This window comes from Flavobacterium sp. (genome assembly GCF_039595935.1).
GTDB lineage: Bacteria > Bacteroidota > Bacteroidia > Flavobacteriales > Flavobacteriaceae > Flavobacterium.
In genome coordinates this window covers 857,986-872,161 of sequence record NZ_JBCNKR010000004.1, presented here as the reverse complement: position 1 = coordinate 872,161, position 14,176 = coordinate 857,986, and the positions used below count along the sequence as shown (strand labels likewise).

Here is a 14,176-nt window from a genome sequence, read left to right as displayed (position 1 = left end):
TATCATTACTAGTTACGGTCTTAATTTAGCTTCACTAACAGTAATGTCATCGATATAGAATTTTAAAGCAGAGGAGTTACCTTGGTTGTCACTTCTAAGCATAAAACTATAATCAGCAGTTGTATTGATTTTTACTAGTGCAGAACTGTAAACCCATTTTCCAACTGCAAAATCTGCTGAGAATCCAGGGTTTGGACCTATTCCCCAGTCTGTATTTGGAGTAAAGTATAATCTTAGATCAGGAACAGAGGCTTTGTCACCTAAGCTTTCTACATAAACCCATGATCCCATAGAATAGGTTTTGCCAGCAGTAAGTCTAAAAGTTCCTTTATCGCCACCATGATTATAACCTAAAATCATACCGCCACGAGCATCTATTTGAACGGACAAGCTTTTTTTGCCGCCATGTGCTTTTGTACTTGTAACCGCCGATGTAAATTTGTTCCACGGAGCTCCCCAGCCAAGATATACCCAGTCAGCACTAGTTGAAGTTTCAAAACCATAATCAAAAGTAGTTGAAGCTAAAATATTAACGGATTTGAAAGATACAGCAACATCTGTAAATGAACTAGCAAAAACAGCATCTGCAGTGGTTAACGATCCTTTTGTGTATGATACAGTAATAATGTCGTCGTTGTACAAGGTTTGCCCAGCTAATTTTAAAAGAACAATATTACCTTCAGTTGGGCTTATTGTCGCACTAGAAATAGTTACAGGTAGCGTAGCACCAGATTTGTTTTTTAATGTAACAGAAAAATCAGATGCTTTTAATGTTTCAGCATTCATTTCTCTACTGTAATTCAGAGCTATATTTCCTTGATCGTCTATTACTTGAGCGTCATCCATGGTAACTGGGTCAGTCGATGGAATTACGTTGATAAAATCTTTAAGCATTACTGTTGCTTCACCAAATGGGCGAGGGGTATTGGCTTTGATAGTAAATCCAAATGTTCCTAGTTTTTTATATCTTACATCTACTGTTTTAGTATCAGTTGTTGATGTCGCAGGATCTCCTCCGTCGATAGTCCAAAGATAGGCTTCTGGTTCCCCTTCAGTAATCAAAGTATATCTAATCGTTCTTCCTGCTAGTACTTCATTTTTTGCACCATTAACTACATTTAGTTCTGCTCCTAAAGTACCGTCTGTATTTAAATAATTTGCTTTAACAACAATGCTTATTGGAGCTAAAACGGTTACTACTATCGTAGTATCTAATACTTTGGCAACAGGATTTGTGCTTCCTGTAGTATAAGCTTCTCCTTTAAAAACTTGATGTAATTTTACTTCATGTTTTCCAACAACGTTAAATATAGCTTTAACATTCTGTTCCGTTGAAGTAACGTCATTGTCAGAATCTACAATGTCAACAACGCCTTCTGGAAAAGTCCAAAGTCTTGACTCAACCCCCGCTGAAATATCTCCAAAGGTTTCGTGGCTACCTACCCTAATTTTATTTCCATAGTCCATTTGTGAACTAACAATAATTCTGCTGTTGGCCGCATTCAAATCGATAGAATCATAAATGTCACTACATGAATATAACCCTATTGCAACAAGAAATAGTGCAATTACTATTTTAAGTTTTGTTTTCATAATTTAAGTGGTATTGAAATTAGTTGTTTAATTGACTATTTGTTTGTCTCTCAACCGATGGTATAGGGAAATAATCATTTTTAGCTGGAGTATAAGTTACAGCAGCATTCTTGAAATCATCCCTGATTCTTTCTATAATATACAATGGTGCTTTGTTAGCTATAGTTGTAAAATTTTTCACTCTCCAATTTTCATCTGCAAGTAATTCAGTGAAAACAGATTTTGCAATTCCCCATCGTACTAAGTCTTTCCATCTATGACCTTCAAAAGCCAATTCAAGCGGTCTTTCTACTCTATGAATATGTGTTAAAACATTTTCTTTTGTAGGAGGTACTAAAGGTTGATTACCATGTACTTCTTTGCTTATATGTAATTGTGGAAACGTATTACTATTTGTTGCTAAATATTGTTTTAATGTAATTACACCCGCACGAGTTCTAACAAAATCAATATACTTAATAGCTTCATTTACATCGCCAGTGCTGTTAAGAACTGCTTCAGCATACATTAAATAAATATCTGCCAATCTAATTTGCCTGCAGTTAATTCCGCTTCTAGAGTTTCCGTCCTCGTTAGCCAAATGATACCAGTTAGTATATTTCTTAACATAGGCACTTTGACCATAACCCCAACCTTTTAATTCAGCTACATTTCTTAAATAATATTGTCCTTCAAGATTTTTTGGGGCAATAGTAGCAGTAAGACGTTTAGACTGTAAATTAGTAGTGTTTATTGGATTTGTGACATCTACCGCATCATTAGTGTATAATTCGTGTAAGAAATAAGAAGGCAATATCGTATTAAATCCACCATAATTTAATTGCGCTAGCCCTACAGCTAAATTTGAAGCTTCTGCTCCAGCTGCATAAGGTGTGTCGTCAACATTACTTCCGTTAGCACCTGGATTTTCAGTTGCACTATAGGCAACTTCAAGAATTGACTCACTATTAAATTCGTGCTCTTCATCAAAATTATCCATGATATTCGCAGTCAGGCTATAAACACCTGAATCAATTACACTTTTAAATTCAGTCGCAGCTGGTCCCCATTGTTTGTCAAATAAATATACTTTTCCAAGTATAGAAGTAGCGGTACCCCAAGTAACTCTACCTAAGTCTTTACCAGACCATGTTTCTGGCAGATTGGCTTTAGCAAATTCCAAATCAGGAATGATAATTTGGCTATTAACCTCTGCGATTGAGCTAAATTTTACATTAAAATCTGCTTTTGTTTGCGGAACTTCTGTATGAATAACAGCTCCTCCATAAGTATTAGCTACTAAGAAATAGAAGAAAGCTCTTAAGGTACGGGCTTGGCCTTCAATACTTTCTTTTTCACCGGCAGCAAAAATACTTGGGTCAGCAGATTGAATTTTTTCTATTACTTGATTGGCTCTAAATATTCCAGTGTACAAATTTGCCCATTTGTTAGTGACCGCTTCACTGGCATCGTTAAAAGTGAAATTTCTGTAAGCATAGGGTCTGTACCAAGATTCAGTACCCCCTAAGTCTGCCATAATTTCATCTTCAATTAGGCCATTACCGCTTATTGATTGAAATTGTAAAGCCCCATAAACTGTAGTTAAGGCTGACTGAAAATCTTTTGTAGTTTTCCAAAAAGTTTGATTTGTAATTGTATTTGGATTTACCTGAGTCAAAAAATCCTCATCATTACAACCTGAAGTAAGTAAAACAGTGCATATCGCTAATGATGCTAGTTTTACTTTTATATTTATTTTTCTATGTATCATTTTAATTTAATTTTAAGTTGTTAAAATTTAACCTGTAAACCAAGCACAAATCTTCTCGAAACAGGATAACTACCGCTATCTACACCACGTGTACTGATTCCATTTCCACCAACTTCAGGATCGTAACCAGTATATTTTGTAAAAGTGAAAGGGTTCATACCTGTAACATACAATCTTATTTTACTTATTCCGTACTGAGTCATAAGCAATTCAGGTAATGAATAACCTAAAGTTAAATTACGAATTCTGAAGTAGGTACCATCTTCTAACCAATAATCAGAACTTGCTCTAACGTTATTGTGATAAGCATTTCCTCTGTCTGAAGGCACATCAGAAGTAGGGTTCTCAGGAGACCACATAGAATATTGGTCTAAATGTCTCCCTTGTGTGTATGCAAAATATCTTGAACCATTGAATAATTTAGCTCCGTAAGAAAAATAAGTCTGAATTCCAAAATCGAAACTTTTGTACGTTAGATCTAAATTCAACCCTGATTCAAATTTTGCCTGACCAGAACCCGCATATACACGGTCATCGTCAGTGATTTTATTGTCACCATTTTGATCAATGTAGCGCATATCACCCAAAATTGCACTTGGTTCTATTTTTTTGTACTCAAGTAAAGTTGCGTCGTCTTTTATAACACCTGCATTTTCTAGTAAAAAGTAAGCGCCAGCTTCATGACCTACTGCAAAGAATGTAGTAAAATCTACAGCATTCCCTAATGAATTGGTAGGACGTCCGTTACCATAACCTCTTTCAATGCCATCAAGGTTAGTTATTTCATTTACGTTTTTAGTAAAAGTTCCAGAAATATTATATTTGAGACCATTTCCCATTTGGTTTTTATAGCTCATTGCTAGCTCAATACCTTTGTTAGTCATATTTCCAGCATTGACAATGATTGGGCTATACACATCGACTGCGTTGGGATTGTACGTACCACCAGACGCAGGAGTTTGCTGAGGCAATAACATATCTTTTTTGTCATTCTTGTAGATATCAGCAGTAAAAGTTAACTTGTTTTGAAACATAGCTAAATCCAATCCAATATTATTTGAAATACTTGTTTCCCATTTTACATCTGGATTAGAGAAACGTCTTTGTATAGCTCCATTTGCTAATGACTGATCTGAACCAAATAAGTAATTTACACCTGACTCAATTTGACCCGCATACGTATATGGAGGGATACTTTGGTTACCTAACTGAGCATAACTTGCCCTTAATTTTAAGCTGTTTACTACTTTGTTGATAGCACCATCCTTGAAAAATTTTTCTTCAGATATATTCCAACCAGCAGAAACACCCGGGAAAGTACCGTACCTGTTATCAGGTCCAAAGTTTGAGGAACCATCTCGTCTAATACTAGCTGATATTAAATAACGATCATTGTAGTTATATTGTACTCTACCTAATAAACCACTAATGCTATTTGTGTAATCATAACTTGTTGGTTTTGTTCCTGCCTGACCTGAACCTAAAGAAGGCGTTTCATTGCTTAATAAACCAATTACACCTACACCAACTTGTTTCGAATTGTATTCTTCGCGTGAGGCTACTCCAGTAAAGTTCAAAGAATGTTTACCTAAATTTAATTTATAATCCAGGATGTTTTCTATAGTAGATCTGTCTGTAAAAGTGTAATCTTCGTTCAATAATGCATCCGCTCTTGAGGCAGTTGCATTATATGAGCCATCAAGACCATATACCAATACTTGTGGACGGAAAAAAGACCTTCTATAATCCCAATTACTTTTACCTATATTTAATTTATAGGTTAAGTTTTTTACTATTTCATATTGTAAATTAACGGCAATATTGCTTGATGTAACTTTTCTTTTGTCAACATTTTGTAATTCTCTTGCCAAATAGCCATAATAAATAGCATTTTCTACAGGATAATCAACACTAGACCCGGATCCCTGTACATCGCTTAATGGAATTTGCCATGGTCTTTGTCCAATAGCATATTCATATAAAGACCATGGTTCTTGCGTTCTATTTTCTACAGTCATCCCCATACTTACAAACGCTTTGAATTTACCTTTTGTAAATTGACCATTAATGCGGTTACTTAATCTATCAAAATCAGAGTTAATTAAAACTCCTTCTTGGTTATAATAATTTGAATTAAAATTCAATGTTAAATCCTGTGTTCCACCAGAAACACCTAGTCCGTAATTAGTAATTAAAGCATTGTTGTTTTGTACGTCGCCAACGTAGTCACTATCATAGTCTAAAAGTTCTGGTGTTGTAATAAAAAAAGTTGGTAACTGGCTAGACAACATTGCCTTTGTTGTATAATCCTCAAACAATTGCTGCTGAGTATTCATTAAAGGTGTACCTGAAGTAATATTTTGGATACCCGAATAAGCATTGAAATCTATACTAATTTTTCCCTTTTTACCTCTTTTAGTAGTAATCAAGATAACACCATTTGAGGCTCTAGTACCATAAACGGAGGCAGCAGCACCATCTTTTAATACGTCTAATGATTCAATTTGATCAGGTGAGATATTTGGGTTGCTTTGATAAGGAATTCCATCCACTACATACAATGGTTCTAATGAACCTGTCAATGAACCAACTCCTCTAATTTGGATATTAGTTGCTTCACCAGGACGCCCACTAGCAGCCTGAACGTTAACCCCAGCAATTTGGCCTTGTAATGATTCTCCAACATCTGCTACTGGAGCTTTCGCAATAAGGTCTGCCTTTACGGTAGCAACAGCACCTGTAACCTCTTTTTTCTTTTGAGTTCCATAACCTACGACCACAACTTCATTTAAAATTTGCGTATCAGGCTGCATCTGAATGTCTAACTTTTTAGTAGTGCCAACAGTTCTTGTGAGTGTTCTGTATCCCATAAATGAGAAAACTAAGGTTTGTTTTTCACTCACCTCCATTTCATAGCTTCCATCCATATCTGTAGAGGTACTAGTTGTAGATCCCTGGATTTTAATTGTTACCCCTGGTATTGGTAGCCCACTTTCATCTTTTACTTTTCCAGTAAGTTTGTTTTGTGCACTCACATCGAATGCACAAAGAAACAAGAGAAAAAACATTATAAGGAATGTCTTTTTCCAAAAGTTATACTCTTTTTTCATAAAGTTTTGGTAGTTAAATTAATTGACGGTTAGTTTTTTTTTTTTTTTTTTTTTTTGATAATGAAATTTTAGTCCGGATTTTTTATTGATTTCGTATTTTATCGATTGCTAAATTACTTAAATGACATTATCAATGGTTTTTTTTAAACTAGATATAAACTGAACAGACATGCATTTTTTTTAGTAAAATAAGGCGTTTAACAACTGAACTAACTAAACTAGACACAACTATATCTTGACAAAACTCAATTTTTGATAAAATACTGCTTATATAGTACTATTTTGTCTGGATTTTTTCAGTTAAAGAATAACTAAAAATAAACTCGTAAAATTAAATTTGGTTTTTATATAAATCTTTGATGAATTCAGGTTAATTTTCAGAATTGAGGTTGTTTTATAGTTATTAGTATTAAGTTTATATGCGTTTTGCAGTTGATTTTGGATTTTATTTTTATGCCAAGATTCTGCGTTAGATTATTTCCTCATATAGTTGACGCACATTAAAAAGATTTTAATTGCTAAAAGGTAAAAAGACAGTATATATCAGTTTAATTTGGATTATTTGTCTCCTATTGTGTAGTATGGATTAAAGTGAAGCAATAAAATCGGCTAAATTTTCATTTCTATCCAGCTTAAACTTTTTGCGTAAACGGTATCTTGAGGTGTGTACGCTTTCGAAAGAGATACCTAATAGAGAGGACATATCCTTGCTGGAAAAATTAAGCTTTACCAAAGCACATATTTTGAGATCAGTTTGCCCCAGATCTGGATATTTCTCTTTAAGGTTTTTATAAAAACTTTGGTTCACGGCAGTAAATCGGGCTTCGAATTCTTTCCAGTTACTTGCAGAAGAACCTTGAATAGTTTTTAGCATATTGTTTATAGAGGTGCTGTCAATATTCTCTTTGTTTTCGGTAATGCTTTTCTTTAGTTTTTCTATAAATTCCTCTTTTTCAATTAGCTGTAAGGCAGATGACGTGAGTTCCTTATTTTTTAATTCTAAAATCTCACTATTTTTTATCAGCTCTAACTCCTGTTTTTTTGCTAATAATTCTTTTTCGGCAAGATGCTTTCTGCGAATGTTTTTAAACAGCTGATGCCCGTAGATTATTAAAAATAGAATTACAATTATCATGATTGTCGATTTGAGAAACCAAATATTTTCTTCGCTTTCCAGTTCTTTTATATGCTGTTCTTTTAATAGTTCTTTTTCCTTTTGCTTTTGAATGCGGTATTTGTCATTTATTTCAAATAAGTGCTGATTGTTCTTGCTTTTTCGGCCAAATATTTTATTATTCAATGTCATAGCTTCATTTGCATGAAAATAAGCAAGTTTGTACTTGTTGCTTTTAGAGTAAACTGTGGCCAGAGCAGTATGATCCATTAATTTATAATTCGCATGGCTTTTGTATATTTTGGATAAGGCTAATGATTTTTCTAAATAAATTTCGCTCTGAGTATAATCTCCTTTCATTTTATATACATTTCCTAATAAAGAATTGATAATAATAAGGTAGGATTTGTCGTTTTTTTCAAAATAATTTTTTGCCTCTAGTAATTTTGAAATAGCGGCATCAAACTTTTTATCAGTAGCGGCAAGAAAACCAGCTTCGGCCTCGATATAGCCATTGTTGGCTTTGTTTTTTGTTTTTTGTTTGGAGATATAGCAGCTATCAAGGTAAATTTTGGCCATTTTGTAATTCCCATTTACACGATAAAAATTTACTAATGCAAAATAATCGCTCACAATGTATCCGTTATCCATTTCATTTGCAGCAACGAGTTTTTCTTTTAATTTATGAGAAAGGGTAAAATATTTTAAGGCTTCATCATCCCGTTGGTAAAAACTATAAAGCCAGCCCAAAGCATGGTATATAGTGGCTTTGGAGAAATCGTCTTTAGATTGGTCAGCAAGTAATAATGCTTTCCAGTACAAATCGTAGGAATTTCCATAATCGACACTATGTCCGTATAAATCGGCAAGTTCGCTTATGCTGTGTATTAAGTTGAAAGTGTCTTTTTCTATCTTATATTTTTCAATACTTTTTTTGTAATAATAAATGGCTTTTTTCGAGTCAATATATTTTATGGCTTTGGCTTTTCGGAGGTACTCATTTTCTTTATATGTTTTCTGGGCGGTTGTCGAAAATGAAAAAAAGAGTACAATAAGTAGAGTAAAATACTTTTTTAAATTCAAAGAATGAATGAATTCAAATTTCTTTGGTTTTTTTCTTTTTACGGGTGCTTGTCGGTTAAATAGGAATTTCATAAATCTTGATGATTAAATTTATATGAAAAAAATGTAAGTTAATGGGGTTTGCTTATAGTATTGTACTTAATAACAAGTGCAATATAAAAATTGTCTAGTTTATTTTGTGTGCAATACCTCTCGATTTTAGCAATGTTCAGTTTATGTCTAGTTGCTTATATGTTACTATATCTCTTATTATCACCATATTTGCTAATGCTGTTTATTCATAAAAAATAAAAGGTTTTTATATGTATTGTGCTATTTAAATCTATTTAAATTATGATATATATAATTTTATATTAAAAGACAAATTTGTTGCGAAATGAATTTGTGAAATAAATATACTAACGATCATTGTTGCTTAATGTAATCCGATACTTAATTTTTTATTTGGATTGTCTATTTGATTATTCTGTCATGTTCAGAATAAAAGAATAATGAAACTCAATAAAAAAACACAAATAGTTAAAAGAGAAACAATCTCTTTATAGTTAATTAAAAAAACATAGAGTGAAAAAGAATTTAAAAAAGAAGAGGTATAATGTACTGAAAAAGATTTCTTACGGAAGTATATTGTGTATGGCTTTATATGGTTGTACAGCTTCAAAAACAGACGGGACTAGTTCTGATTTTAATTTTGACTGGAGGTTTAAATTGGAAAGAGCAGAACAGGCGGGTGTGAATAACTGGGAAGAAATTAATTTACCGCATGATTGGAGTGCCACTTTTAGTTTTGACTCTATTAAAGGAGAAGGAGCTACTGGATATAAAGTAGGTGGAATTGGTTTGTATGAAAAAGATTTTTCACTAGGTAAAGAATCCAATACCTTACATTATATTCTTTTTGATGGAATTTATAATAACAGCGAAGTTTGGTTAAATGATCAAAAGCTGGGTGAGCATCCTTATGGATATTCTCCATTTTATTATGACATCACTCCTTATATAGGTGATAATAAAAATACGGTGAAAGTAAAGGTAGATCATTCAAGATACGCTGACAGCCGCTGGTATACAGGTTCGGGAATTTATAGAAATGTAAAATTAATTGCCAAAAACAAATTGCACGTTCCTATTTGGGGTACTTATATCACAACTCCTGCAGTTACAAAAGAAAAAAGTGAAGTAAATGTAGAAGTTAAAGTAAAGAATGCTTTTGATACGACTCAGGATTTTGAAGTAGTTGCCGAAATTCTAGACGCTACTAATAAGAAGGTAGCAGAAGAAACGACGAAACTTAGCTTGAATGCAGGAAAAGAAAAAGAACTAGCGCTAAGAACAACTATTGCAAATCCTGCTTTATGGGATGTGAATTCTCCCAACCTTTATCATGCAAAAATCACGATTCGACAAAATGGACGATCGGTTGATGAAACGATTACGACTTTTGGTGTGCGTACTATAAAGTTTGATGTTAACACTGGTTTTTATTTGAATGGCAAAAACATGAAAATAAAAGGAGTGTGTTTGCATCATGATGGAGGATTGGTTGGTGCTGCTGTGCCTAAGGATGTTTGGAGAAGACGTTTTGTGAAGTTGAAAGAAGCAGGAGTAAACGCGATTCGTATTTCTCATAATCCAGGATCGGCAGAATTTATCGATTTGTGTGACGAGATGGGATTTCTGGTTCAAGATGAGTTTTTTGACGAATGGGATAATCCAAAAGACAAACGCTTGAATATGAAAGAGAAGTCGGTAGATTACATTACACGTGGTTATGGCGAACATTTTCAGGACTGGGCAGAACGTGATTTAAAAAACACGATGTTACGCGACCGAAATCATGCTTCAATTTTTCAGTGGAGCATTGGTAACGAAATAGAGTGGACATATCAAAGATCAGTTGATGCAACGGGTTTCTTTAATATGAATTGGGATGGTAATTATTTCTGGTCTATTCCACCTATTGGTCCAGAAGAAATTAAGAGAAGGTATGAAACCAGTCCAAAAGAAAAATACAATATTGGTGAAACAGCTCATAAATTGGCAAAATGGACGAGAGAAATGGATACAACCCGATATGTTATTGCAAATTCCATATTGCCATCGGTTAGTCATATAAACGGTTTTGGAGATGCAGTAGATATTTTGGGCTACAGTTACCGTCGCGTAATGTATGACTACGGACATAAAAACTATCCAAATAAAATTATAATGGGTACTGAGAATTTGGTACAATGGCATGAATGGAAAGCCATATTGGATCGTCCGTTTGTATCTGGAACTTTTTTATGGACTGGAATTGACTATTTGGGAGAATCTAACAAAAGATGGCCAAAAAAAGGAACTGACAGCGGTATGCTTGATTTTGCGGGATTTGAAAAGCCTTCTTACCACATGATGAAGTCGCTATGGAATGATGCACCTGAATTATACATTGCTACCCAAACAGAAGAAAAATCAAATTATAAAGTTGATGAAAAAACAGGGCAGCCTGTTGAAAAGAAAAAAGGTGCCTGGGAAACAGCGCTATGGGTTTGGCAAGATGTAAATGAACATTGGGAGTATGCAAACGGTACTAGAACAATAGTAGAAATTTATTCCAATTGTGATGAAGTAGAATTGTTTTTGAATGAAGTGTCTCTTGGGAAGAAAAAATTGGCAGATTTTGAAGATCATATTTACAAGTGGTCTGTTCCGTATCAGAAAGGTACACTTTACGCTAAAGGCACTCATAAAGGAAAAACTGTTCAAACGAAATTAATAACGCCTTCAAAACCCCATGCTATTAAGTTGACAACGGATAGAACATTGATAAATGCAGACGGTTATCAAGTGGCTCACATTGTAGCTCAAGTTGTTGATGCTGATGGTAATCCAATAAAAACTTTTAATCCTGAGATTAGCTTTACGGTTGAAGGAAAAGCTAAAGTTCTAGGGATTGATAATGGAGCTGTGGGTAATGTACAGGATTTTCAGTCTAATAAAATTGTCTTGAGTCAAGGAAGATGCCTATTTATTATACAATCCAAAAAAGACCAATCTTCAAACATTAGTATAAAAGCTAAAACAAGCAATCTAGAAAGCAATACAATAAAAATTACTCAAAAATAAACTAATTAAAAAAAACGATACGTATGAATACTACAACAAGAACAGTAATGATGGGCATGCTCTCTTTAGGGTTGGCATTTACATCGGCTACAGCTCAGTCTAAAAAAGAGGAGAAAGAGCTTAGAGAATTGGCTATAAAATATCAAGACAAATATGGTATTAAAGATGTTGATCATTTAAGTGCGGCTACTAAAAGAGCCTTAAAATGGGATCAATCTTTAGGAAACGAATGGTTTATTGAATTTGGTGAACCACAAACCTTAAAAGGTGATTTGGCTTATGAAGAGGGAGTAGTGCGTCGTGATCCAAGTGGAATTATCCAGGAAAACGGCAAGTATTATGTGTGGTATTCTAAAAGCACCGGACCTACTGAAGGTTTTGGTGGGGATATGGAAAATAAAAAAGTATTTCCGTGGGATCGATGTGATATTTGGTACGCTACTTCTACAGATGGTTGGACTTGGAAAGAAGAAGGCATAGCAGTGGCAAGAGGGAAAAAAGGTTCTTACGATGATCGTTCGGTTTTTACTGTTGAAATCATGAAATGGGATGGAAAATATTATTTATGCTACCAAACTGTCGAAGGAATATACAATGTACGTGTAAAAGAAAAAGTAGGTATGGCTTGGTCAACTTCGCCAGATGGTCCTTGGACAAAATTGGATGCTCCAGTGTTGGCCCCAGCTGAAAATGGTATATGGAAAGGTACGGAAGACAACCGTTTTCTGGTAGAGAAAAAAGGGGATTTTGATAGTCATAAAACACACGACCCTTGTATTTTGCCTTATAAAGGAAAATTCTATTTGTATTACAAAGGGGAACAAATGGGAGAAGAAATGACTTTCGGTGGTCGTCAAATTCGTCATGGGGTTGCTATAGCAGATAATCCTCTTGGCCCTTATGTAAAATCACCTTATAACCCAATTAGTAATAGTGGTCACGAAATTTGTGTATGGCCTTATAATGGCGGAATTGCTTCCTTAATCACGACCGATGGACCTGAAAAAAACACGATACAGTGGTCACCTGACGGAATCAATTTTGAAATCAAAGCTTCTATAAAAGATGCTCCACATGCCATTGGTATAAACAGAACTGCCGATAATGAAAAAGAGCCAACCGAAGCTTTGCGTTGGGGACTCACTCATAAATACAACAACTGGAATTATCAAAGTATCATGCGTTTCTCATCGGAAAGAAAAACAACTCACGTGGCTCCAGGTGAAAAATCAGTTAAAGGAAAAGAAGAGAAAGCTGAAAACATGCATAAATAATAATAATATTAAAATAAAAATAAATTGAAAGCAACTAGATATGAAGGTAATAAAACCTTTTCAGTAATTGATAAAGAAATTGTAGCACCTGCTGAAGGTGAAGTACGAATTAAAGTTGCCTATGTAGGAGTATGTGGAACCGATGTACACATTTACCACGGAATGATGGACAAACGCGTAAGTATTCCAGAAACAATCGGGCATGAAATGTCAGGTGTGGTAGATGCAGTTGGAGAAGGCGTTACGGATTTTGAGGTGGGAGACAAAATTGTAGTGCGTCCTTTAGATGATAGAAAAGTAAAAGCATCTGATAAAGGTTTCAATCACATTTGTGAAGAGTTGAAGTTTATCGGAATTGATAGTGAAGGTGCGATGCAACAATATTGGAATGTGCCCACTTTCGTCCTTCATAAATTAAAAGCTTCTACAGATTTAAAATTAGCGGCACTAATTGAACCGCTTTCTGTAGCAACACACGATGTTCGCAGAAGTGGATTGGTAAGAGGAGAAACAGCAGTCGTTTTAGGAGGAGGCCCAATCGGACTATTAGTAGCCATGGTAGCTAAAGAAGTAGGGGCGCAGGTTATTATTTCAGAAGTAAATCCAAATCGTATTGCAAAAGCAAAAGAACTTGGTTTTGACGCTGTAAGTCCAATTGAGGTCGATTTAGTTGAATATGTAAAGAGCAAAACGGAAAACCGCAGAGCTGATGTTGTATTTGAAGTAGCTGGTGTACAGCCCGCTTTAGATATCATGTGTGAGGTAGCTGGTATTCGTGGGCGAATTGTAATGGTAGCTATACACGGGGTTAAAAAAGAAGTGGATTTGTTTAAATTTTTCTGGAAAGAATTAAACTTAATCGGAGCGCGTGTTTACGAGAAAGAAGATTATGAAAAGTCAATTGAATTGATCACTGCCAACGAATTGCCTTTTGAACAAATGATTACCGATGTACAACCGTTAAGTAATATTCAACAGGTTTTTGAAAACATCGACAAAAATCCAGAAGGATTAAAAGTATTGATGGACTGCCAATTGTAATCCGTTAGTGTAATTATTAAAAACGTCTGTTCGAGTGTTTTTTGTGGAGTGAAAAGGAGCAAGAAATGTATCGGGAATCGTTTTTAATACTAAGAATAAATAA

The 14,176-nt window shown here is 34.4% G+C and carries 7 protein-coding genes; 3 read left to right on the top strand and 4 right to left on the bottom strand.

The window, feature by feature from the left end:
- Positions 1 to 12 precede the first annotated feature (12 nt).
- The 4 genes from ABDW27_RS03825 to ABDW27_RS03810 form a co-directional block, all read right to left on the bottom strand.
- Positions 13 to 1,593, bottom strand: a complete 1,581-nt coding sequence (locus ABDW27_RS03825) for a hypothetical protein (protein ID WP_276174778.1) — start codon at positions 1,591 to 1,593, stop codon at positions 13 to 15.
- A 19-nt stretch (positions 1,594 to 1,612) separates the two neighbouring features.
- Positions 1,613 to 3,343, bottom strand: coding sequence for a RagB/SusD family nutrient uptake outer membrane protein (locus ABDW27_RS03820; RefSeq protein ID WP_276174777.1), 1,731 nt, complete (start codon positions 3,341 to 3,343; stop codon positions 1,613 to 1,615).
- A 20-nt stretch (positions 3,344 to 3,363) separates the two neighbouring features.
- Positions 3,364 to 6,453, bottom strand: coding sequence for a TonB-dependent receptor (locus ABDW27_RS03815; RefSeq protein WP_144219273.1), 3,090 nt, complete (start codon positions 6,451 to 6,453; stop codon positions 3,364 to 3,366).
- Positions 6,454 to 7,039: 586 nt separating this feature from the next.
- Entirely contained in the window at positions 7,040 to 8,722 is a 1,683-nt protein-coding gene (locus ABDW27_RS03810; protein WP_144219274.1) for a tetratricopeptide repeat protein, read from the bottom strand.
- A 492-nt stretch (positions 8,723 to 9,214) separates the two neighbouring features.
- Here ABDW27_RS03810 and ABDW27_RS03805 point away from each other — a divergent pair, with 492 nt between their 5' ends.
- The 3 genes from ABDW27_RS03805 to ABDW27_RS03795 are packed head-to-tail and all read left to right on the top strand — an operon-like array spanning position 9,215 to position 14,073.
- Entirely contained in the window at positions 9,215 to 11,758 is a 2,544-nt protein-coding gene (locus ABDW27_RS03805) for a sugar-binding domain-containing protein (RefSeq protein ID WP_223704646.1), read from the top strand.
- A 23-nt stretch (positions 11,759 to 11,781) separates the two neighbouring features.
- On the top strand, positions 11,782 to 13,032 hold the full coding sequence (locus ABDW27_RS03800) for a glycosyl hydrolase (protein WP_223704647.1): 1,251 nt from the start codon (positions 11,782 to 11,784) through the stop codon (positions 13,030 to 13,032).
- A 24-nt stretch (positions 13,033 to 13,056) separates the two neighbouring features.
- Positions 13,057 to 14,073, top strand: a complete 1,017-nt coding sequence (locus ABDW27_RS03795; protein WP_144219275.1) for an alcohol dehydrogenase catalytic domain-containing protein — start codon at positions 13,057 to 13,059, stop codon at positions 14,071 to 14,073.
- Positions 14,074 to 14,176: the final 103 nt, after the last annotated feature.

Excerpts from the sequence above, each read along its gene's own strand:
- ABDW27_RS03825 (WP_276174778.1), bottom strand. The coding sequence starts at position 1,593 with ATGAAAACAAAACTTAAAATAGTAATTGCACTATTTCTTGTTGCAATA.
- ABDW27_RS03815 (WP_144219273.1), bottom strand. The coding sequence starts at position 6,453 with ATGAAAAAAGAGTATAACTTTTGGAAAAAGACATTCCTTATAATGTTT.
- ABDW27_RS03820 (WP_276174777.1), bottom strand. The coding sequence starts at position 3,343 with ATGATACATAGAAAAATAAATATAAAAGTAAAACTAGCATCATTAGCG.
- ABDW27_RS03810 (WP_144219274.1), bottom strand. The coding sequence starts at position 8,722 with ATGAAATTCCTATTTAACCGACAAGCACCCGTAAAAAGAAAAAAACCA.
- ABDW27_RS03800 (WP_223704647.1), top strand. The coding sequence starts at position 11,782 with ATGAATACTACAACAAGAACAGTAATGATGGGCATGCTCTCTTTAGGG.